Genomic DNA, 22,997 nt, shown 5'->3' with positions numbered 1-22,997 from the left:
GTCGTTCCTGCTGCTTCTACACCAGCCGTACCCGCTCCAGTTGCGCTGACACCGGCTGTACCGACTGGAGAAGTACTCATACCAGCACCTACACCGGCCGTACCAACTGGCACAGCGCCCATGCCCGCTGTAGCCATAGGCTGATTGCTCATGCCTGCTGTACCCATAGGTTGATTGCCCATGCCCGCTGTACCCATAGATTGATTGCCCATACCCATCTGTGGCATTGCCTGACCGGTATACTGTTTAAACATGGATTGTATTTTTTCCACTACTGTTGGGGCCAAATCAAGCATACGTTCATAAAGATGCGATTGCCCTTGAAGAGAAATGGAACGCACTCCATCACGCGATACAACAAGAAATGCAACTGGCGTAATCGAGATCCCCCCACCGCTTCCTCCGCCAAACGGCATGTCCGGATTCCCTACTGAAGTTAGATCGGTGACTGTCCTTTTTACTTCTTCATTTGTATCGAACTGGCTGCCCCCTGCGGCAAATCCAAAACCCACTTTAGACACGGGTAGAATGACACTTCCATCTGGTGTTTGGACTGGATCGCCCACAATCGTATTGACATCAACCATTTGCTTAATATTTTCCATTGCGGTTCTCATAAGACCTTCTATTGGATGATCTGCCATTTCACTACCTCCCTTAAAAGTACTCATACTTGATGAAGCAGGTTTTTATACCTTTCTTAGCTTTCCCCGCAACATCATGTTTATACAAAGTGAGGCATTCGCAGATTTTTTTAATTCTGCCTAAACGGATGCCAAACTTAACTTACAGATTGACCAATTTCCTCGCTGGTTTGCACCGCATTTTTTAACTTCTGAAGCATATATCCGATGCCCTTACACCCTTGTAAAGGATAGCGATAAACATAGCCATCCCCAAATACTTGTTCTATGACCCTTTTATATTTTTTCCCGGCAACTACAACAATTTCATCGAAACCACTAAGCTGTTTCTCATCCACCTGCCTTTTTAATTCTTGGACGCTGATTACATCTGGATGATTCATACTAAAAGATACATTGTAATTTTCCGGTACTGGATCTGTTGGGAACAGAAAGCCGTGTTTAGCAGATAGAATCACCCAATCCGTAAAAAAGCGATCCGCGTACGCTTGGCATGCTCTGCCATATGGCCCTATATATGCATTTTTTGCTTCAGTTGGGCCCTGCAGCGGGTTCTTGTCCCATATTTTTGCGGTTCCACACGGGATAATACATAAACGGTTCATTAAATTGCACCTTCTTCACAATAACATTTCGCTATACCTTAGAATGAATTTTAGCCATGCTGGCTTCACTTCCACCCCGCAAATAACTCATAACAATGGGAAAGCCTGTAATGATCGCCGCTCCAATTTTGACTCTTAATGTGCAGGCGAATTTGACGTCGAACTGCTCGCGGTTAAATTCAGGGATTACTTGGAGATGAGGAACGGTCCGGAGTGTGATATAACGCGTAAAAAATCCGACAATTACGCTTTTTATTCCCCATACCATACCGGTGAACACCCCCGTAGCTGGTGCCTCACCCAGACCTACAGTGGTGGTCCATTCCAATTTCTCGCAGCGTAACGTACGCATAACACGTTTTGCAATAAGCCGGAAGTCATGTACGTTATGCATTAACTCCGTCACAGTATCTTTAATCCTATGTACATCCTGCCGTGTAAACTTTCCCCTTTTTTTATCCGTAACATCATTTCCTTCCTCAGTTTCTGCATGCCGGGTAAATGGTATTCCTTTAACCAGGTTTTGAATCTGCAGCATACTTATGGTTATTTTGTAACGTATGAACTTCCATATCGAAAATTTTATTTCCAAATGGTCATTCTCGTTCTCTCTTTTGTATTGAATTTCAATACGTATTGAAGTAAACCAAATCCAAATTATTAGTAAGCACAGTACGATAGCTGCTATAATCCATCCGTTCATAGAGGTTCTATCCACCTTTCCCAACATCTAGTATGGACACTTTCTTGTCCAATCATGCCGTATAGATAGTAGAAACCGCCTTTTCAGCTATGATGAGGCCATTAAACTAAAAAAACCTTTCCACTTATTATGGGAAGGTTTTATCTTCATTAATTAATATAGGAATGGCGGAGGGAGCAGGATTCGAACCCGCGTGGGCTTGCACCCTAACGGTTTTCAAGACCGCCCCGTTATGACCACTTCGGTATCCCTCCGCATATACATAATGCCTGCCGCCAAAATAAAGGCGGGATATTTTAAATGGCGTCCCAGAAGAGATTCGAACTCCCGACACACGGCTTAGAAGGCCGTTGCTCTATCCAACTGAGCTACTGGGACATAGCATGGGGCGATCGATGGGAATCGAACCCACGAATGTCGGAGCCACAATCCGATGCGTTAACCACTTCGCCACGACCGCCATCATTTGAAATTGGCAGGGGCAGTAGGAATCGAACCCACACTGGAGGTTTTGGAGACCTCTGTTCTACCGTTAAACTATGCCCCTAAACTTGGTAGCGGCGGAGGGGATCGAACCCCCGACCTTACGGGTATGAACCGTACGCTCTAGCCAGCTGAGCTACACCGCCAAATTTTTATTCATTAAAAAAGTTAAAATGGTGCTCTCGACAGGGATCGAACCTGCGACCTCATCCTTACCATGGATGCGCTCTACCTACTGAGCTACAAGAGCCTAAATATGGCGGAGAGTGAGGGATTCGAACCCTCGCACAGTTTGACCCGTCTACTCCCTTAGCAGGGGAGCCCCTTATAGCCTCTTGGGTAACTCTCCAAAAAAAACGGCTTGCACCTTCAAAACTGAACTGGAAGTAACAATGCGTTAGGAATTTCTTAAAAATTGGGTTAAGCCCTCGACCGATTAGTATTCGTCAGCTCCATGCGTTGCCGCACTTCTACCCCGAACCTATCTACCTCATCATCTATAAGGGGTCTTACCAGCTTATGCTGTGGGAAATCTCATCTTGAGGGGGGCTTCACGCTTAGATGCTTTCAGCGCTTATCCCGGCCGCACATAGCTACCCAGCGATGCTCCTGGCGGAACAACTGGTGCACCAGCGGTGCGTCCATCCCGGTCCTCTCGTACTAAGGACAGCTCCTCTCAAATTTCCTGCGCCCACGACAGATAGGGACCGAACTGTCTCACGACGTTCTGAACCCAGCTCGCGTACCGCTTTAATGGGCGAACAGCCCAACCCTTGGGACCTACTTCAGCCCCAGGATGCGATGAGCCGACATCGAGGTGCCAAACCTCCCCGTCGATGTGGACTCTTGGGGGAGATAAGCCTGTTATCCCCAGGGTAGCTTTTATCCGTTGAGCGATGGCCCTTCCATGCGGAACCACCGGATCACTAAGCCCGACTTTCGTCCCTGCTCGACTTGTAGGTCTCGCAGTCAAGCTCCCTTGTGCCTTTACACTCTGCGAATGATTTCCAACCATTCTGAGGGAACCTTTGGGCGCCTCCGTTACACTTTAGGAGGCGACCGCCCCAGTCAAACTGCCCACCTGACACGGTCCTCCATCCCGATAAGGGATGCGAGTGAGAAGGCCGGCATAATCAGGGTGGTATCCCAAGGATGCCTCCACCGAACCTGGCGGTCCGGGTTCAAAGGCTCCCACCTATCCTGTACAAATCATACCAGCATTCAATATCAAGCTGCAGTAAAGCTCCATGGGGTCTTTCCGTCTTGTCGCGGGTAACCTGCATCTTCACAGGTAGTATGATTTCACCGAGTCTCTTGCCGAGACAGTGCCCAAGTCGTTACGCCTTTCGTGCGGGTCGGAACTTACCCGACAAGGAATTTCGCTACCTTAGGACCGTTATAGTTACGGCCGCCGTTTACTGGGGCTTCGGTTCACAGCTTCGCGCTTGCGCGCTAACCGCTCCCCTTAACCTTCCAGCACCGGGCAGGCGTCAGCCCCTATACTTCGCCTTGCGGCTTCGCAGAGACCTGTGTTTTTGCTAAACAGTCGCTTGGGCCTTTTCACTGCGACCCCCTCACGCTTATCACGCTAGCGGGGCACCCCTTCTCCCGAAGTTACGGGGTCATTTTGCCGAGTTCCTTAGCAAGAGTTTTCTCGCGCGCCTTAGGATTCTCTCCTCGCCTACCTGTGTCGGTTTGCGGTACGGGTACCTTACTTCTCGCTAGAAGCTTTTCTTGGCAGTGTGAGATCAGGAACTTCGGTACTTAAATTTCCCTCGCCATCACAACCTGGCGTTACAGTGTACGGATTTGCCTATACACACGCCTCATTGCTTGGACAGACATAACCAGCAGTCTGCTTGCCTTACCCTCCTGCGTCCCTCCGTCACTATACCCATGAAAGTGATGAAAAGGCTTTGAAGCAGATTCATTTACTTTCATGGGGCCCCTCATTATATAAAGGGCTGGGCGAAGTAGAGGTAGTATAGGAATTTCCACCTGTTGTCCATCGCCTACGCCTTTCGGCCTCGGCTTAGGTCCCGACTAACCCTGAGAGGACGAGCCTTCCTCAGGAACCCTTAGGCTTTCGGCGGAAGGGATTCTCACCCTTCTTTTCGCTACTTACACCGGCATTCTCACTTCCTGCCGCTCCACCCGTCCTTCCGGTCGAGCTTCACCGCTGCAGGAACGCTCCCCTACCCCTGACACCTACGGTGTCAAGCCACAGCTTCGGTACTTCACTTAGCCCCGTTACATTTTCCGCGCAGAGTCACTCGACCAGTGAGCTATTACGCACTCTTTAAATGGTGGCTGCTTCTAAGCCAACATCCTGGTTGTCTGGGCAACTCCACATCGTTTCCCACTTAGTGAAGATTTAGGGACCTTAGCTGGTGGTCTGGGCTGTTTCCCTTTTGACTACGGATCTTAGCACTCGCAGTCTGACTCCCGGATATCTGTAGCCGGCATTCGGAGTTTGACTGAATTTGGTACCCCGCGAGGGGCCCGCATCCAATCAGTGCTCTACCTCCGGTACAGTAAATCCGAGGCTAGCCCTAAAGCTATTTCGGGGAGAACCAGCTATCTCCGAGTTCGATTGGAATTTCTCCGCTACCCACACCTCATCCCCGCACTTTTCAACGTGCGTGGGTTCGGGCCTCCAGTGCGTGTTACCGCACCTTCACCCTGGACATGGGTAGATCACACGGTTTCGGGTCTACGGCTGCGTACTGAATCGCCCTGTTCAGACTCGCTTTCGCTGCGGCTCCGGCTTCTCACCTTAACCTCGCACGCAACCGTAACTCGCCGGTTCATTCTACAAAAGGCACGCCGTCACACAGTTAATGTGCTCCGACTAGTTGTAGGCACACGGTTTCAGGTTCTCTTTCACTCCCCTCCCGGGGTGCTTTTCACCTTTCCCTCACGGTACTGGTTCACTATCGGTCGCCAGGTAGTATTTAGCCTTGGGAGATGGTCCTCCCAGCTTCCCACGAGGTTTCACGTGTCTCGCGGTACTCAGGGTACGTCTCGGAGAGACGGCCATTTCGATTACAGGGTTGTTACCTTCTGTGACGGGCCTTTCCAGGTCGCTTCATCTATGACCGTCTTTTGTAACTCCATGTGAGACGCCCTACAACCCCGGAAGGCGAACCTTCCGGTTTGGGCTTCTCCGCGTTCGCTCGCCGCTACTTACGGAATCACTATTGTTTTCTGTTCCTCAGGGTACTTAGATGTTTCAGTTCCCCTGGTCTGCCTCTACCTGCCCTATGGATTCAGGCAGGAGTACGATCCCATTACGAATCGTAGGTTTCCCCATTCGGACATCTCCGGATTAACGCTTGCTTACAGCTCCCCGGAGCATTTCGCAGTTCGCCACGTCCTTCTTCGGCTCCTGGCGCCAAGGCATCCACCGTGTGCCCTTCATAGCTTAACCTCTGGTTTCCAATCAAGCGTCTTGATCAGCGTCGATCTTCTGCGTTGCGTTGTCCCTGTGCTGCTCACGTATCAAAAGCATACGCTCCGCTGCTCGGTCCTGCCGCGCCTTGAATCTCTCGCTTCTCATGCCGCTTTCTTTCATGGAAATCCGGTTTCACCTAAAAGGTTTTTACAATTGGATTTTCCTATTGCGCATTGTTTCTTCCATGATTCAGTTTTCAAAGTGCAAAATTGACGCCCACGGATGGGCTAACGTCTACGTTGCAACAGCGACGACCAGGACGGTCTAACATCGTTAACGCAACAGGACGTTGCGCATGTTAACGATGGCACGTTGCGCTTTTAGTAGACGATCCTTTTTTCGGCAAGGTTGCCGGCCTGGCAATGTCCTACTCTCCCAGGGCGTTGCCGCCCAAGTACCATCGGCGCTGAAGGACTTAACTTCTGTGTTCGGGATGGGAACAGGTGTGACCCCTTCGCCAATATTGCCAGACAGCAAGATACTTAGTGTATCTCATTTTGTATTCAATTCCAAGAAGAAGTTCCTGGAAAACTGAACAGTGAAAGTGCCAGTGTGCCGATTCTCCATAGAAAGGAGGTGATCCATCCGCACCTTCCGGTACGGATACCTTGTTACGACTTCACCCCAATCATCTGCCCCACCTTCGGCGGCTGGCTCCTTACGGTTACCTCACCGACTTCGGGTGTTGCAAACTCTCGTGGTGTGACGGGCGGTGTGTACAAGACCCGGGAACGTATTCACCGCGGCATGCTGATCCGCGATTACTAGCGATTCCGGCTTCATGCAGGCGAGTTGCAGCCTGCAATCCGAACTGAGAATGGTTTTTAGGGATTGGCATACTCTCGCGAGTTAGCAGCCCGTTGTACCATCCATTGTAGCACGTGTGTAGCCCAGGACATAAGGGGCATGATGATTTGACGTCATCCCCACCTTCCTCCGTCTTGTCGACGGCAGTCTCCCTAGAGTGCCCAACTGAATGCTGGCAACTAAGGACAAGGGTTGCGCTCGTTGCGGGACTTAACCCAACATCTCACGACACGAGCTGACGACAACCATGCACCACCTGTCACCGCTGTCCCGAAGGAAGCCTCTGTCTCCAGAGGGGTCAGCGGGATGTCAAGCCCTGGTAAGGTTCTTCGCGTTGCTTCGAATTAAACCACATGCTCCACCGCTTGTGCGGGTCCCCGTCAATTCCTTTGAGTTTCAGCCTTGCGGCCGTACTCCCCAGGCGGAGTGCTTATTGCGTTAGCTGCGGCACTGAGGATTGGAGTCCCCAACACCTAGCACTCATCGTTTACGGCGTGGACTACCAGGGTATCTAATCCTGTTTGCTCCCCACGCTTTCGCGCCTCAGCGTCAGTTACAGACCAGAGAGTCGCCTTCGCCACTGGTGTTCCTCCACATCTCTACGCATTTCACCGCTACACGTGGAATTCCACTCTCCTCTTCTGCACTCAAGCCTCCCAGTTTCAGGTGGCCCTCCACGGTTGAGCCGTGGGCTTTCACACCTGACTTAAGAAACCGCCTGCGCGCGCTTTACGCCCAATAATTCCGGACAACGCTTGCCCCCTACGTATTACCGCGGCTGCTGGCACGTAGTTAGCCGGGGCTTTCTCGTCAGGTACCGTCAGACCGGGAGGTCTTCCCGGCGGTTCTTCCCTGACAACAGAGCTTTACGATCCGAAAACCTTCATCGCTCACGCGGCGTTGCTCCGTCAGACTTTCGTCCATTGCGGAAGATTCCCTACTGCTGCCTCCCGTAGGAGTCTGGGCCGTGTCTCAGTCCCAGTGTGGCCGTTCACCCTCTCAGGTCGGCTACGCATCGTCGCCTTGGTAGGCCACTACCCCACCAACTAGCTAATGCGCCGCGGGCCCATCTGTAAGTGTCCGAAAACTTTCCATCCAGAACCATGCGGTTCTGCATCCTATCCGGTATTAGCTTCGGTTTCCCGAAGTTATCCCAGGCTTACAGGCAGGTTGCCCACGTGTTACTCACCCGTCCGCCGCTAACTTTGAAAAGCAAGCTTTCCAAAGTCCGCTCGACTTGCATGTATTAGGCACGCCGCCAGCGTTCGTCCTGAGCCAGGATCAAACTCTCCAAAAAGGTTCGATGCTGTTCGCTCATACGAGCTGGTCTTACTTTTTATCCAGAATTGAATTCTGGGTCAATCGCACATTTGGCATTTCACTGTTCAGTTTTCAAGGAACTCTATCAGTCAATCGCTCAATCAGCGGCGACCTTTATAATTTATCACGAAGTTAACTTCTAAGTCAATACCTTTTCACAAAAAATATAAAAGATCATAATGCTAATAAACATTGAGCCGGAAAAAGCCCTACCGCTTTAACATCAAATGACAAAAAAACAATGCTATGTTACTCTTCCATAATAGAAAAAAATATCATTAGCGGATTCGGATGTTTTTTTCACCTGTGGAGAAACATACGAGGAGGGAACTGTCTGGCCTAACCATCTATGGTTTAATCCGCCATCCTAATTCGTCCAGGAATAACCAAAAACGAGGTTAATCAATCTAAATTATAGAAATAATTTATCAATACTAATTCTTCACTTTACTAATCAACATTTATTTATTACAATCGCCTAAAGAGATACAGAAAACTCATGGGGAGGAAAGAAACACAATAATTCAGAATTTTGTTTTTTATCACCAGTAATTTAAAGTTTAAAAGGCCTATTTATTACATTAATTACTAGCAAGGGGAAATTATTATGAATCTTTTTCGGAAAAAGTCCATTGGGGACTTGATTGCCCATTCGTCACAAAGCGAAAATAGCCTGCGTAAAGCGCTAGGATCATTTGATCTTACGATGCTCGGTATTGGTGCCATAATTGGTACAGGCATCTTCGTTCTTACCGGTGTAGGAGCAGCTGAACACGCAGGTCCAGCATTGGTGTTGTCGTTCATTCTTTCCGGAATCGCATGTGTATTTGCGGCTTTATGCTATGCCGAGTTCGCTTCTACTGTGCCGGTATCCGGAAGTGCTTATACGTATAGCTACGCTGTTTTTGGCGAATTGATTGCCTGGATACTTGGATGGGATTTGATTCTCGAATACGGACTGGCCGTTTCTGCTGTTGCCAGTGGATGGTCCGGCTACTTCCAGGGGCTGATTGCGGGATTTGGCATTCACCTGCCAACGGCAATAACCAGCGCTTATAATCCCGCTAAAGGCACTGTCGTGGATGTACCTGCTATCGTTATTATTTTTATTCTGGCATTCCTCCTTATTCGCGGAGTTAAAGAATCCACCCGAGTTAACAATTTAATGGTATTAATTAAACTGGCTGTTGTCCTCCTCTTCATTTTTGTAGGATTTGGCTACGTAAAGCCAGCTAACTGGACGCCATTTATGCCGTTTGGTTTTCAGGGAGTTGCCACCGGCGCTGCTACTGTATTCTTTGCTTATATCGGCTTTGATGCTGTATCAACCGCAGCTGAAGAAGTGCGCAATCCGCAGCGGAGTATGCCGATTGGGATCATCGCTTCCCTTGTGGTTTGTACTATTCTCTACATTATAGTATCCGGTATTCTGACAGGTATCGTACCTTACAAATTATTAAATGTTAAGAATCCTGTTGCGTTTGCTCTTCAATATGTTCACCAGGATTGGGCTGCCGGCCTTATCTCTCTCGGCGCCATTTTAGGTATTACGACTGTACTGCTTGTTATGATGTACGGCCAAACCCGGCTATTTTATGCAATCAGCCGCGATGGTCTTCTGCCAAAAGCATTGTCTGAAGTAAATCCACGCACCAAGACACCTGTTAAGAGCAGCTGGCTGACAGCTGTCGTTACAGCAATCTTTGCTGGTTTTGTACCGCTCGACAAGCTGGCTGAATTGACAAATTTCGGTACACTGTTTGCCTTTGTTGTCGTTTCTATCGGTATAATTGTTCTGCGGAAAACGCAGCCAAATTTAAAACGCGCTTTTAGAGTTCCAATGGTTCCTCTGCTTCCTATCCTATCCGTTCTTAGCTGCGGATACCTGCTGTTCAACCTGCCTGCTTTAACCTGGGAAGGATTTGCCGTATGGTTTATAATCGGTATCATTGTATACTTCTCATATGGCCGGAAAAATAGCCTGCTAGCTAAGGAAGACAGAGAAAAACAAATTAAACTTAACGCTTAGAAAAAAGTCTCCGGAGATATCCCCGGAGACTTTTTTGATGTACAGGAACTTTATGGTTTGCTGTCCGCATAAGTATAGCTTTGGCTGTCCGCCTTCGCGTGCAGCTTGGTACCAAGTTTTTAAACATATTTAATTCACCTTGCGATCCTTTTCCAGCTGGCGCAGTTCAACCCGGCGAATTTTACCAGAAGTTGTTTTGGGCAAATCTGCGACAAACTCAATCTCCCGCGGATACTTGTATGGTGCTGTTATGTTCTTCACATGCGCTTGCAGTTCCTTAACAAGCTCATCAGAAGATGCGCTGGCGTCACGGAGAATAACAAATGCCTTCACAATGCTTCCCCGAATTGGATCGGGACTTGCTACAACCGCACATTCTTTAACTGCCGGATGTTTCACGAGCGCGTCTTCCACTTCAAAAGGGCCGATGGTGTAACCCGAACTGATGATTATATCGTCGGAACGGCCTTCGAAGAAATAGTACCCATCCTCATCTTCCCTCGCCTGATCGCCCGTAAGATACCAATCTCCGCGAAAAGCGGATGCTGTTCTTTCTGGATCATTCAGATACCCTTTAAACAGCGCCGGCACACTCCGGTGAACGGCAATATCGCCAACTTCCCCTTGTTTAACCGGATTTCCATCCTCATCGATAATAGCAATTCGATTGCCAGGAGCGGGCCTGCCCATTGAACCTGGTTTCACTTCCATTCCTTTAAGCGTCCCGATAATCAGTGAATTTTCGGTTTGCCCGTACCCATCACGGACCGTAAGATTAAAATATTTCTTGAATGTATCAATAACTTCCCGGTTCAATGGTTCGCCGGCACTCACTGTGCTATGAAGATGCTCCAGATTATAATTTTCCAGTCCATCCTCTTTGGCCATAATACGGTACTCGGTCGGTGTACAACAGAGGACGTTTACCTTGTATTTTTCAAGCAGAGATAAGTATTTTTTCGCATCAAATTTTCCGAAATAGGAGAGTCCTGTTGCACCTGAACCCAGTGTAGAGATAAAAGGACTCCAGTTCCATTTCGCCCATCCAGGTCCCGCAGTGGCCCAGACAATATCACCATCATGTACATCCAGCCACATCTTAGCGGCAACAGCCTGGTGCGCGAAAGCCCAGCTATGTGTGTGGATTACTCCTTTGGGATTACCTGTTGTACCGGAAGTATAGTTTAGGAAGGCAATATCATCCCCCCGAGTATTTTCTATTTCGAACCACTCATCCTTTCCATCCACTACACTATTGAATGGCATCCAGCCTTCCTTTTGCCCTCCAACAACAATAAAGGTTTTAAGGGAGTGGAAATCCTGGCGAACTGCATCCACATTATCAGTTGCATCCCGGAAGCAAATGATCGCTTTAACCTGTGAATGGGTTGCCCTGTACAAAATATCTTTTGGCATGAGCATCTCAGAACCTGGCAGAATTATGGCGCCAATTTTAAGTGCTGCCATATAGCTTATGTATGCGTGCTCTAGGCGTGGGAGAATAATCATAATTTTATCGCCCTTATGTATGCCTAATTCAACCAGACCGTTTGCAAGTCTGTTAGAAAGCTTACTTAATTGCCCATAGGTGTATTGCTTTGTATTGCCCGCCTCATCTTCCCATAACAGAGCCAATTTATCCGGCTGCTCTGCATGCCTTTCAATGTCATTAACCATGTTGTAATACTCCGGTGCAAATAATTGTACTTCTGCCATTCCAATTCCTCTCCTTCGATTCTGTTTTTACTTGTACATAGCAATATAAGCTTTATTCTTGCATGCGTGCAGCCTGTTCAGCCCAATTCGCCTATGCCTGCCACTGCCAGGCGATTAAGCTACTGTAAGCGATTACTATTTAAATAATTCGATAAAAAAGTCTTTTTTCCTTTTTGTGAACCAGATATTCTTGATCATGTTTTTACTATTTATGAGGCTAAAAAGATGGCTCACAAACATCAAAAACAGACGGCATATGCCGTCTGAACACAGGTTAAAACTATGTACTAATAAAATGATTCAATGTGATGGCGCCACCATCTGCTGAATAGAAGAATAAAAACAACAAAAAAGAGCGGAACAAGCCAATCCAGATAAGCATATGAAGGAAGGATATATTGCTGCACCATTTCTTCCGACATGACCATCGTACCCGATGTGTAAGACAGCACAGCCGCTCCAATATACACAAGAGAAGGCAGGCGGTCCATTAAATCCGCAATCGTGTTGCTCCCCACCATTAAAAGTGGAATGCTCAGCCCCAGCCCAAGTATAACCAGAAGAAAATTCCCGTGAGCCGCACCTCCAACAGCCAGTACATTATCCAGGCTCATTATGAAATCAGCAACAATGATCGTTTTAACAGCCGATCCAAGGGTAGCAGCCGCCCTAATATCTGAAGCGTTTTCTCCTTCACCGGTAAGAAGTTTAAACGAAATCCATGCAAGCATAAATCCGCCTATTGCCTTTAAATACGGTACAAGAAGAAACCATGTTGCTAAACCCGTCAACACAAACCTGAGGAAAACCGCTCCGAGCGTTCCCCACAAAACGGCTTTTTTTCTATCCCCTTTTGGCAGGCGCCTGCTGGCCATTCCGATCACCACAGCATTGTCGCCACTCAATACAATATCAATGATAATAATATTTACAAATCCAATCCAGAACGCGCTATCCATAAGCCGCCTCCCCATCTTTATGCAATCATTCTATGCGATGGCAGGACACGCTATGACAGCCTTCTTACCGGAAACCGCTTACCTATTGCCGGAAGCCTTCGTAAAAACCTGCATTTGATGTTGATTAGCCGACACTTTAACAACCGAATCTCCATGCTTATAATACGTTAATGCCGTGTAGACAAGGCACCATAGAATGAAAAGCAAAGGAACAATCCACCATTTCTTCTTTGTTTTTTTATCCATGTTTTCCATTTTCTGTGCCCCCTCTTTTATAACGTACTTTCATTATGTCAGGACAAGCGTGAAAAATAAATACAGAAGAAGAAAGAATTTATCGACAATTATCTCCTTTGCCATCTCTTTCATGATTAATGCTGCTGATTTTTACCACTTTATGATGATATGACGGGAATCGAACTCTATTTTCCCTTCTTTCTTAAGCTGACTTATGACCCGGCTGGCTGTCTCGCGTGTGGTGCCAACAAGATTGGCTACATCCTGTTGGGTTAATTCCATATCAATCCGGCATCCTTCCGGATTATCAATTCCATTCGTGCTGGCTAACGATGTAAGGGTATTCATAATTTTGTCTGTCATATCTTTGCTGAGCACATCGGATAGTCTGGATTGAAGGGTTCTGATTTTATCCTCAAAAACACGCAGCATACGTATCCCCAACTCTGGATTGGAAAGGAGCATACGGGTTAATTCCTCAACATTTATCGAATACAGACGGCAATCTTCCATCGCCTCCGCTGTAGCTGGATAGGGGCTCCCGCCAAACATACCCACATGGGGGAACATTTCGCCGTCACTGAGCAGATTAACGATCTGGTCGCGCCCATCCCAAGTGGTTTTATACACTTTTATGCGTCCCGTCTGGATCAAAAAAATAGCACTGCAAGGTTCTCCTTCATTAAATAGAATTTCCCGCTTTTTAATGGTTTTCGATGACATAACAGAAGCTACCTTGTCCCTGTCCTCAGCATGCAATCCTGCAAATAGAGGGACTTCAGCTAAGAATTTTATGATATTTTGATCCATTTCTTCACATGCGCTCCTTTAAGTTTGATGTTGGTTTCAGTGTATCATATTATCTTTTGTTTTGTTTCTTCGCATGAGGGTATATAAAGAGAGAGCATTAGAAAAATTTGAGGTGATAATTCAGTGATTCATTTAATCTGCACAAATTGCAGCAACCATTTCTTTAGTAGGGAAACCAACAAAGAATACAAGTGTCCATTCTGCGATATACAACTTCAGCCTACAAAAGCGAAAGCAATACAGACGTTATCCAAAGCTGCAGCTGCACATGCACAGCAAGCCTGACGATAACAGGTTTTCTGGCTTACTAATTGAATACAAAACAGCGAAAAGCACGGAGAAAAAAGCCCGCGCTTTTTTTTTCTGGTAAAATTGGTTCTTCCATATTACATTATAGAGAACAATTATTAACTAATGTTTAGGAAGAAAGGCTTGATTAAATGCTACCAAGGATTTTGATTGCGGATGATGAAGAGGTTCTGCGTATGCTCATCACAGAAACACTTGAAGTTGCAGACTATGAATTGGATGAGGCACAGGATGGAATGGAAGCCTACGAGAGAATTATAAACCATGAATATGATCTGGTTCTGCTTGACTTAATGATGCCAGGAAAGACGGGTTTGGAAGTGTGCCAGCTTATACGCGCAGCAGGAAAGACGGTTCCTATTGTTATGCTGACTGCCAAAACGCAAGTGGAGGACAGAGAGAAAGCCGATTCTGCCGGAATCAATTACTTTTTCGCAAAACCCTTCAGCCCCATCGAGCTTCTATCTTTTATTCGGGAAATATTTGAGGAAAGAACTGTATGAGTAAAAGCCTTTTAACCCGCCTCCGCATGTATTTACTTATTCCTAAAGCTGCCATTCTCGTATTAGCCGGTATCTTTTGGTTTTTAAACCTGCAGGAATCAAACAATTATAGCGATAAACTGCATGAACTGCTTAATAAAAGGAATATTTTAAACCAAGTGCAGGATAATTTTGAATCAGAAGTTTCGGAACTTCGGGGCTACATAGGCATTCGCTCGCCGCTTTTCCTTCACAATTTCTATGATCGCCAGAGAGACGTGAACCACCACCTCGACGAGTATTCCTTGCTTCCTTTAGACACTAGAGAACGTGCATATATTGCAGATATGAAAAAAGGAATCGGGCGTTATAATAGTGACAATGTACCGCGGGTAATCCGCCTTACACAGGCGAATAACAACGAACAACTACGGAAAAATTCAGATAATGGTGCAACCAATTTTATTAATGGCCTGCGTACGAACCTTGATCATCAAATGGCATCATATACGTACCAGATTAATCAACTGGAGAAGACTCATCAAACCTATCGCACGGATTCACTAGGAGGTTTCTTAGTCATTCTCGCTGTGATTCTCCTTCTTTCCTTCTGGATTGTAAACCGGTTTGGCAAAGACATTGGCGGTCCCATTAGCAAACTTACTAACGCGGCAAACCGCCTAGCCAAGGGTGAATATTTGCCTGTGCCACCGCTCAATCGCAGCGATGAATTGGGACAGTTAGAGCGGGCATTTAATAAAATGTTAAAGGATTTAGAATTCAAAAAAAGCCAGCTTTTGTCCCATAATCAGGAACTAGCTGCCCATCAGGAAGAATTGTATGCACAGCAGCTGGAATTGGAAGAAACGGTTGCAAAGTTAATGGAGAAAGATAGCAGGCTCGGCCGCCGCAACCAGCTCAGCACGTCGCTTGCTACCGAAATCGAAGTGAAAAGCATGCTCGTGCAGATTTTAGACAGTATGCTTTCTCTCACTGCATCGCAGATAGGCATGATTACAACCTTGAAGGGTACACATGTTAGCAGAGGTTTAGCGGATGAACAGGTAAATACAATGCTTACAGGTTTATATAGTGGAATGAGCGGGCGGGCGATAGCAGAAAAGAGCATTCTAGCGCTTGCCCGTCCTTGCTCACCTCTTGAGCAAGATCATCACAATTCCTACAGTGTCAACGATGTATTCGTCCCGCTGAAAAACAGGGAAAATGAAGTAATAGCTCTGCTTGTTCTTACTCGATTAACAGGAATAACGTTTTCTGAATCGGAAATGAGTGAATTGCAGGCACTTGCCCAGCAGATATCGCTGGCCATCGATAATGCTGTAACTTACACCAGGACAAGGGAACAGAGCCGCATCCATCAGAGCATCTTAAACGCTGCCGCTGAGGGAATTGCCCTAATTAATCCGAAAGGTGTGATTACCTCCGTTAACCACGCATGGTGCGATATATATGGTTTTGATTCTCCTGAGGCCTCGATGGCATACAGCAGTATGGAGATTAAGGACATTGTACACAAGAAGATAAAGAATCCAGATGAGGTATTTGCTTTTCTAAACCACGTAATGAGCGGACAAATGAACGAGCTACAAGAAATCGTATTTGAGATGACAGAGCCGAGCCACAGGGTGATGCGCATGTACCACCGGCATGTTCTTAGCGAGAACGGCGATACATTGGGCTGGCTTATCGTTAGCCGCGATATTACAAGGGAGTATGAGATCGACCGTATGAAATCCGAATTTGTCAGCACGGTAAGCCACGAGCTGCGCACCCCGCTTTCAAGCATACTTGGATTTGTCGAGATTATGCTGCAACGAACGCTCTCTGCGGATAAACAAACACGCTTTTTAAATACCATTTATAGAGAGGCACGCCGTTTAACTAACCTAATAAACGATTTCCTTGATGTGCAGCGGATGGAATCCGGCCACCAGGAATATGACAAGTCGATCTATGCTATTCGTGACATTGTAAAAGACGTGATCGACATGCATCAATCACCCTCCCACAAGATTGTAGTGGATTTACAAACGAAACGGGATACGATTCAGGGTGATCGCGAGAAAATACAGCAGGTTATCAGCAATCTGCTCAACAACGCTGTTAAGTATTCACCTGAAGGCGGAGAAATTCGAATTCTTATTGAAAACTGCGAAACAAAGCCGCAGGATCTATGCATTCATGTAAAGGATCAGGGGCTTGGTATACCGCAGAAGTCAATCCCTCACCTATTTGAAAAGTTTTACCGGGTTGATAATTCTGACAGACGCAAAATCGGTGGAACAGGGCTCGGTCTCTCCATCTGTGCTGAAATTGTAAAGGCGCACAACGGGTCCATTCAGGTTCATTCCCAACTCGGTGAAGGCAGCACGTTTACGGTCGTGCTCCCCTCTTACTCAGAGGCCGAGGCAGCTGATTCCCTATCGGACCGGCCCGAGTGGGGCGGGCATCCGTTGTTAAGCGACAGTGCTTACCAAACCGCTGCTGCAGCCACTGAGACTATTTATAAAGGCCATATTTTAATTGTGGAAGACGATGAAAGCCTAAGCATTTTCCTTGCTGAAGAACTTGGTAATTCGCTAACTCAAAAAGGAATCGATATTAAACGCGTGCGGACAGGTGAGGAAGCATTGAAAAGTATTGAAGAGTCGACCCCCCTTTTAGTGATTCTGGATATTATGCTCGGTAATGGTAAAGATGGCTGGGAAATTATTCAGGAAATAACAGCAGAAGAACCACTGCATCCTATGCCAATCGTCATCTCCAGCGCGCTTGAAGAAAAAGAAAAAAGCCTCGGCTTTGGTGTTGCTGATTACCTGATTAAACCTTATCCGGCAGAAAAACTTACAACTACCGTGTGCAACTTGATTGAATCCGCACACAGGGAAGCCCATATTTTCATTCCAGAAAAAGTTACAAATGTAAAGGACTGAGCGCTATTGAATCATGTAGAATCAATGTTTCGAAAAAAATACTATGCCCAGCTTTATGAGGTAAGCTCCCGACTTATGCAGCCCAGCCGTCTTCTCCGGGAACCGAAATGGATGGAGGAAACTCACCTTATCCTTCACTCCCTGAAGGGGACAGCCGGCACCGTCGGCCTTCCCCGTCTTTCTCATATGGCCGAAACGGCTCTTTCGATGTTTACGCGGGATGATGAGTTCAACCTGCCCTTCTATATGCTGGACACGCTGCATGCGCTTATACAATCTATGATCGGAGAACTCCAGTCACCGGATTTTTCGCGCATTGAAAATAATATTGTGGCCGAGATGCAGAAATTTAACGAAGAGGACGGAAGGCCAAAACGGATATTAATTATCGATGATGACGAAACGCTTCTTGCTTCGATGCATGAGATACTATCTTCTGCAGGATTCGAAGTGGAGATTTTATCTAACCCGCAGATGGGTTTAAACATCATGCTGGATACACAACCTGATTGTATTATTCTGGATGTTATGCTGCCTGAAACCACCGGGTTTGATATCATCCAGCAAATTCGCAGCGACGTACAGCGCGAGCTGACCCCGGTTCTTTTTCTCACGGCAAGATCCGATATGGGAGACAAATACAAGGGACTTCAACTAGGGGCAGATGAATACTTAACGAAACCTTTTCATTTTGAAGAACTGATGTTGCGCATTAAAACGCTCATAACGCGCGTTGAGAAGTACCGTACTTTGTCGATGCGTGATCAGCTAACCGGGCTGTACAACAGACGCTATCTGCTCAATCGTCTTGATGAGCTCATCTCTGCTCATGCCCGCAAACCATTTCCGTTATCCCTGGCCATCCTTGACCTTGATTTTTTTAAAAAAGTAAACGACACGTATGGACATCCATGCGGCGATACAGTCCTCAAAACGTTTGCGCAGGTCTTAAATGACAATTTGCGGGAGACGGATATCGTAACGAGATATGGGGGTGAGGAATTTATTATCCTTTTACCTGATACGGATCAGGATGAAGCACTTGCTGTGTTAACCCGGATCCGTGAAAAATTTAGCCAAACTCAAATTAAAGGCACGAAGGCTAGTTTTTTACAAACTTTTAGTGGTGGGATCTCCCAGCTCTCCGAAGGAATCGATACCATTCCAACTTTAATTGAGCAAGCAGACAAAGCCCTCTACCTCGCCAAATACAAAGGAAGAAATACGATATGTCTTGCTTCTGATAAGGATGATACAACGGAGAACAAATCCGCAAAAAAGTGCTGATCGCTGATGACAGCCATTAACGAAGAGCAAACCTGGCGAATAGAAAATAAGTCAGCGCCAGGACAGAGGCACATTGCAAGCTAATAAGCTGTCCGTTCTGTTTACATTAAAAAAGGAAGAGAAGAGCTGAACAAGGCTCCATCTTCCTTTTTTCGTTTATGTAAAAACAATGGTTTTGTTTTTGTGGACGAGGATACGATCTTCCAGATGCCATTTAACGGCGCGGGCAAGTACAATTCGCTCGATATGGCGACCCTCTTTCTTTAAGTTCTCCGCATCGCTCCGATGGTTTACACGGATTACATCCTGCTCAATAATAGGCCCTGCATCCAGCTCTTCTGTAACATAATGAGCGGTTGCCCCTATGATTTTTACACCTCGCGTATAAGCCTGCTCATACGGTCTTCCGCCAATGAACGCGGGGAGAAACGAGTGGTGAATATTAATCACCTTATTCTGGAATGTATCCACAAAGTAAGGCGATAAAATCTGCATATAACGGGCCAGTACAATAAAGTCAACGTTTTCGCTCATCAGCTCCTGCTGTCTGCGTTCGGCCTCCCCCTTTGTCTCACGTGTAACAGGGATATGGTGATAGGGGATTCCCAACGATTCCACCAGATCGCGTGAATGGTTATGGTTGCTTATTACCATTGGAATTTCCGCATACAGATCTCCCTCCTGCCACTGCCATAGAAGTTCACGCAGACAGTGTTCTTCTTTTGAGACGAATATCACCATCTTCTTTGGAGTACTTGCGGATGTCATTCTCCACTCCATATTAAACTGTTCGGCAATCGGCCTAAACTCGTGCTGGAGTTCAGGAAGCTTTCCTTCCACATCTTCTAGAAAAAACTCCACACGCATAAAAAACATTCCGCCATCCGGATCCTGCGTATACTGGTCAGATTGGATAATGTTTGCACCACTATCAACCAGAAACCGGGAGATGGCCGCTACGATTCCGGGCCGATCTGGACAACCAATAAGCATGCGTGCGACCCCCCGGTATTTCTCCTCAAAACCAAGTGATTTCATGTTAATAAATCCTCCACAATGTGTTTTATATTTATATTTTTCACATTATACCATTCCTATGCCTTTCATCCCTCAAAAATTTTCATAGTTTTGCATCTCCTAGGCATCTTTTATCTAACATAGCAAAGGCACCCCTCTGAGGAGTGCCTATAAATGTCGCTTTATGGCTTATTGTTTCTCCAGCAGCCGGAAAAAGCGTTCTTCCTGTTTACCGTTGTCTGTATCAAATACTCCGCGGCGCGCAATGGTTCTCGTTTTGCTGCCAGGCTTTTTAATGCCACGCATGGTCATACACATGTGCTCGGCTTCCACAATGCAAATGGAGCCAACCGGCCTTATAACATCCTCTAATGTTTCAACAACCTGGTTTGTGATCCGTTCCTGAACCTGTGGCCGCCTAGATAAAATATCTACGAGACGCGCGAATTTACTCAATCCCACAATTCTGCCATCTGGTATATAGCCAATATGAACCTTCCCGAAAAACGGAACAAAATGGTGCTCACAAACACTATAAAACGGGATATCCTGAACAATCACTATGTCATTGGTTCCCTCAGCGGGGAACGTTTTGCCAAGAACATCGGCCGGATCCTGCTGCAAACCACTAAATATCTCACGGTACATTTTAGCAATTCGTTTGGGGGTTTCCCGCAGACCCTCGCGTTCTGCATCTTCGCCAATTAATTTTATCACTTCATAGAAATGCTCTTCCATCGGATCAAGTAGCTGTCTACTGGACTTAACTGCTTCTGTGTGCATAGCGCTCACTCCTCAATTGTAAATAGAACAGAAATTTGCAGTGCCAGTGTCTGTTCTGCACTTTCTAAACTGTATTACAATTGTATAAGAGTTGCAAGCTATAAACATTCCCTTAGCACTATGGCTGCCACCATTACCCGCTCCGCTAAATTCGTTTTGATAACTGGACATTTGAAGGAAACCATGCCATGATAACCTTGCATAGAAAGGAGTTGGACGGCCTCATGTTTACCATAACCCGCACTGCGCAGGCAGCGGTCACATCGCTAGGTTACAAGAGAATAAATGTACTTGGCATCCGCGAAGGCGGCTGAAGCTTTTCACTGCGCTTCGCCCTGGTTCAGGGCGATTTAACCGGATCTTTTGAATGCTCTACCCAAGATGAAACCACTTACTGTCTGGATAAGGACATACTCGATATGTACCCTGAGGACTTTATACTCGATTACATTCAGAATCAGGGATTCCGATTATATACACCCAACCAATATATGGCTACTCACCTGCGCGTTTTAAAATCCATTGAACAGGTATAACCAAACCGAAGCAAACTAAGGTAGAATTAAGAAAGAATATACCGTTGGGGGAGACAGATAAGCGAATGCATAAAGATTTACGGAGCTTTCTTACAACACTGCGAAATGAAAAAGATATCGTTGAAATCTCCGCTCCGGTGGACGCAAATCTGGAACTTGCAGAAATCCATCGTCGCGTTATTGAAGAAGGCGGCCCTGCTCTTCTTTTTACCAATGTTAAAGGAAGCGAATTCCCGGTTGTCACGAATTTATTTGGTACGGTAAAGCGGGTTGAATTGGCCTTTGGCCCGCGGCCTGAGCGACTGGTTCGAAACTTGATTGGGGCCATGGACAAGCTGATGCCTCCTAAGCTTTCCTCTTTGTGGGAACACAGGGTCCCGCTGCTTGACATCGCCCGTACTGGGCTCAAAACGATTCCGCGCAGTAAGGCCCCGGTTGCCGCTGTTGTGGAGGACCAGGTGGATCTACATAAGCTCCCTGTATTGACCAGCTGGCAATTGGATGGGGGTCCTTTCTTTACCCTCCCGCTCGTCTATACGGAACATCCGATTACAAAAGAACACAATCTGGGAATGTACCGTTTGCAGGTACAGGATAAAAACCGCACAGGCATTCACTGGCAGATTCAAAAAGGAGGCGGTTTCCATCACCACGAAGCCGAGCTGCGGAATCAGGCGTTGCCTGTAACCGTATTCCTTGGCGGCCCTCCAGCCTTAATTACAACGGCCATCGCCCCCCTGCCGGAATCTGTGCCGGAGCTTCTGTTTACTTCTTTTCTAATGGGAGAAAAACTCGAAATAACAGATGTCGCGGAGCATGTACACAGGCTTATTGCGCAAGCTGAATTTGCATTCAGCGGAGAAGTTCCAGCCCATGTCCGCCATCCGGAAGGGCCATTTGGCGACCATTATGGCTACTATTCCTGGGAACATGATTTCCCTATTTTTAATATCAAGAAGATGTATCGGCGCAAGGATGCGATCTACCCCGCAACCGTTGTGGGTAAACCCCGCCAGGAGGATTACTTTATCGGGGACTATCTGCAAAGCCTCCTCTCTCCTATGTTTCCGGTTGTTATGCCCGGGGTTAAGGCGCTGTGGACCTATGGTGAAACCGGGTTCCACTCCCTTGCAGGAGCTGTCGTACGTGAAAGTTATTACCGTGAAGCGATGGCACACGCCTTCCGAATTATGGGAGAAGGCCAACTAACCTTAACGAAATTTCTTATGGTAACAGATATCCCGTGCGATCTGGCGAATTTCCCGACATTCCTTGAAATTATCCTGGAGCGGTTTAATCCACAACGTGACCTGCTTATCGTACATGATACTTCCATGGATACGCTTGATTATACGGGGCGTAAATTTAATCACGGAAGCAAAGCCATTATGCTGGGCATTGGGGATAAAATTCGTGATCTGCCCCGGGATTATACAGGGGGGCCTATCGCCGGCATCTCAAAAGTAAAACCTTACTGCGGAGGTTGTCTCGTGGTTTCAGGGGGGACTTTTAAATCTGATGAAGATCTTCCGAACCGACTAGTCCAAGCGGCACAGGATAAGCTGCAGGAATGGCCGCTTGTTTTCCTTGTCGATAATGCGGACGATATTACCGATCAGACGACCTTTCTGTGGACAACCTTTACAAGGTTTGATCCGGCGCACGACGTCTATGCTATAAAAAGCGTCCGGCAGAACAAGCTTCAGTTTGAAGGGCCGATTGTTATCGACGCCCGGATGAAACCGTTCTATCCTGAAGAGCTTGTGCCGCGGGAAGATATCGTCGAGCTGGTGGACCGCAGATGGAAAGAATATTTTCCTTCATAAATTGCGCATGGCAAACCGGGCAGATGCCCGGTTTGC

14 protein-coding genes, 7 tRNA genes, 3 rRNA genes and 1 pseudogene are annotated in these 22,997 nt (G+C 46.8%); 6 read left to right on the top strand and 19 right to left on the bottom strand.

Annotated features, from left to right (window positions below; genetic code table 11):
• Window positions 1–245: 245 nt before the first annotated feature.
• The 13 genes and pseudogenes from ytfJ to PP175_RS07830 all read right to left on the bottom strand — a co-directional run.
• A pseudogene (ytfJ, locus tag PP175_RS07890) lies at window positions 246–644 on the bottom strand (GerW family sporulation protein); the annotation flags it as partial.
• Between the two features lie 137 nt (window positions 645–781).
• A complete protein-coding gene (locus tag PP175_RS07885; protein ID WP_272442223.1) occupies window positions 782–1,249 on the bottom strand; it encodes a DUF6884 domain-containing protein in 468 nt (155 codons plus the stop codon).
• A gap of 31 nt (window positions 1,250–1,280) precedes the next feature.
• The gene (locus PP175_RS07880; protein ID WP_272442222.1) at window positions 1,281–1,952 is read right to left on the bottom strand and encodes a DUF2953 domain-containing protein; all 672 of its coding nucleotides are present in this window, start codon (window positions 1,950–1,952) and stop codon (window positions 1,281–1,283) included.
• A gap of 165 nt (window positions 1,953–2,117) precedes the next feature.
• Window positions 2,118–2,206, bottom strand: a tRNA-Ser gene (locus PP175_RS07875).
• A 47-nt stretch (window positions 2,207–2,253) separates the two neighbouring features.
• Window positions 2,254–2,330 (bottom strand) — tRNA-Arg (locus PP175_RS07870).
• 6 nt (window positions 2,331–2,336) lie between these two features.
• A tRNA-His gene (locus PP175_RS07865) sits at window positions 2,337–2,412 on the bottom strand.
• 13 nt (window positions 2,413–2,425) lie between these two features.
• Window positions 2,426–2,499 (bottom strand) — tRNA-Trp (locus tag PP175_RS07860).
• 5 nt (window positions 2,500–2,504) lie between these two features.
• A tRNA-Met gene (locus PP175_RS07855) sits at window positions 2,505–2,581 on the bottom strand.
• Window positions 2,582–2,609: 28 nt separating this feature from the next.
• Window positions 2,610–2,685, bottom strand: a tRNA-Thr gene (locus PP175_RS07850).
• 7 nt (window positions 2,686–2,692) lie between these two features.
• Window positions 2,693–2,784 (bottom strand) — tRNA-Ser (locus tag PP175_RS07845).
• Window positions 2,785–2,851: 67 nt separating this feature from the next.
• Window positions 2,852–5,865, bottom strand: a 23S ribosomal RNA gene (locus PP175_RS07840).
• A gap of 378 nt (window positions 5,866–6,243) precedes the next feature.
• A 5S ribosomal RNA gene (gene rrf / locus PP175_RS07835) occupies window positions 6,244–6,360 on the bottom strand.
• 98 nt (window positions 6,361–6,458) lie between these two features.
• Window positions 6,459–7,993: ribosomal RNA gene (locus PP175_RS07830) — 16S ribosomal RNA — on the bottom strand.
• The 16S, 23S and 5S rRNA genes sit together here with 7 tRNA genes alongside, the layout of an rRNA operon.
• A gap of 630 nt (window positions 7,994–8,623) precedes the next feature.
• On the opposite strand from PP175_RS07830, the gene PP175_RS07825 reads away from it, so the two are divergent.
• Window positions 8,624–10,045 carry a branched-chain amino acid transporter BcaP gene (locus PP175_RS07825; RefSeq protein ID WP_272442221.1) on the top strand — a complete coding sequence of 474 codons (1,422 nt, stop codon included), beginning with the start codon at window positions 8,624–8,626 and terminating at the stop codon, window positions 10,043–10,045.
• A 129-nt stretch (window positions 10,046–10,174) separates the two neighbouring features.
• Here PP175_RS07825 and mbcS read toward each other — a convergent pair whose 3' ends face one another.
• The 4 genes from mbcS to PP175_RS07805 all read right to left on the bottom strand — a co-directional run bounded on the left by mbcS (window position 10,175) and on the right by PP175_RS07805 (window position 13,767).
• Window positions 10,175–11,761: an acyl-CoA synthetase MbcS gene (gene mbcS, locus PP175_RS07820; protein ID WP_272442220.1), complete on the bottom strand. Its 1,587-nt coding sequence runs from the start codon at window positions 11,759–11,761 to the stop codon at window positions 10,175–10,177.
• A gap of 287 nt (window positions 11,762–12,048) precedes the next feature.
• Window positions 12,049–12,720, bottom strand: coding sequence for a TerC family protein (locus PP175_RS07815; protein ID WP_272442219.1), 672 nt, complete (start codon window positions 12,718–12,720; stop codon window positions 12,049–12,051).
• A gap of 78 nt (window positions 12,721–12,798) precedes the next feature.
• A complete protein-coding gene (locus tag PP175_RS07810) occupies window positions 12,799–12,975 on the bottom strand; it encodes a hypothetical protein (RefSeq protein WP_272442218.1) in 177 nt (58 codons plus the stop codon).
• A 132-nt stretch (window positions 12,976–13,107) separates the two neighbouring features.
• The gene (locus PP175_RS07805; protein WP_272442217.1) at window positions 13,108–13,767 is read right to left on the bottom strand and encodes a Crp/Fnr family transcriptional regulator; all 660 of its coding nucleotides are present in this window, start codon (window positions 13,765–13,767) and stop codon (window positions 13,108–13,110) included.
• A 440-nt stretch (window positions 13,768–14,207) separates the two neighbouring features.
• Here PP175_RS07805 and PP175_RS07800 point away from each other — a divergent pair, with 440 nt between their 5' ends.
• The 3 genes from PP175_RS07800 to PP175_RS07790 are packed head-to-tail and all read left to right on the top strand — an operon-like array spanning window position 14,208 to window position 18,799.
• Window positions 14,208–14,579, top strand: coding sequence for a response regulator transcription factor (locus tag PP175_RS07800; RefSeq protein WP_272442216.1), 372 nt, complete (start codon window positions 14,208–14,210; stop codon window positions 14,577–14,579).
• Window positions 14,576–17,512, top strand: a complete 2,937-nt coding sequence (locus PP175_RS07795) for an ATP-binding protein (RefSeq protein ID WP_272442215.1) — start codon at window positions 14,576–14,578, stop codon at window positions 17,510–17,512. Before PP175_RS07800 ends, PP175_RS07795 begins: the two co-directional genes overlap by 4 nt.
• 6 nt (window positions 17,513–17,518) lie before the next feature.
• Entirely contained in the window at window positions 17,519–18,799 is a 1,281-nt protein-coding gene (locus tag PP175_RS07790) for a diguanylate cyclase (RefSeq protein WP_272442214.1), read from the top strand.
• Window positions 18,800–18,955: 156 nt separating this feature from the next.
• Here PP175_RS07790 and purU read toward each other — a convergent pair whose 3' ends face one another.
• Complete coding sequence (gene purU, locus PP175_RS07785; protein WP_272442213.1) at window positions 18,956–19,837, bottom strand: formyltetrahydrofolate deformylase; 882 nt, start codon at window positions 19,835–19,837, stop codon at window positions 18,956–18,958.
• A 168-nt stretch (window positions 19,838–20,005) separates the two neighbouring features.
• Window positions 20,006–20,599, bottom strand: a complete 594-nt coding sequence (gene folE / locus PP175_RS07780) for a GTP cyclohydrolase I FolE (RefSeq protein WP_272442212.1) — start codon at window positions 20,597–20,599, stop codon at window positions 20,006–20,008.
• Between the two features lie 188 nt (window positions 20,600–20,787).
• On the opposite strand from folE, the gene PP175_RS07775 reads away from it, so the two are divergent.
• Both PP175_RS07775 and PP175_RS07770 read left to right on the top strand, forming a co-directional pair.
• Window positions 20,788–20,913: a hypothetical protein gene (locus tag PP175_RS07775; RefSeq protein ID WP_272442211.1), complete on the top strand. Its 126-nt coding sequence runs from the start codon at window positions 20,788–20,790 to the stop codon at window positions 20,911–20,913.
• 287 nt (window positions 20,914–21,200) lie between these two features.
• Complete coding sequence (locus PP175_RS07770) at window positions 21,201–22,961, top strand: UbiD family decarboxylase (RefSeq protein ID WP_272442210.1); 1,761 nt, start codon at window positions 21,201–21,203, stop codon at window positions 22,959–22,961.
• Window positions 22,962–22,997 lie beyond the last annotated feature (36 nt).

This window comes from Aneurinibacillus sp. Ricciae_BoGa-3 (assembly GCF_028421645.1).
Lineage (GTDB): Bacteria > Bacillota > Bacilli > Aneurinibacillales > Aneurinibacillaceae > Aneurinibacillus_B.
Note: the sequence above shows the minus strand (reverse complement) of the source record. Positions and strands in the feature narration are given on the sequence as shown.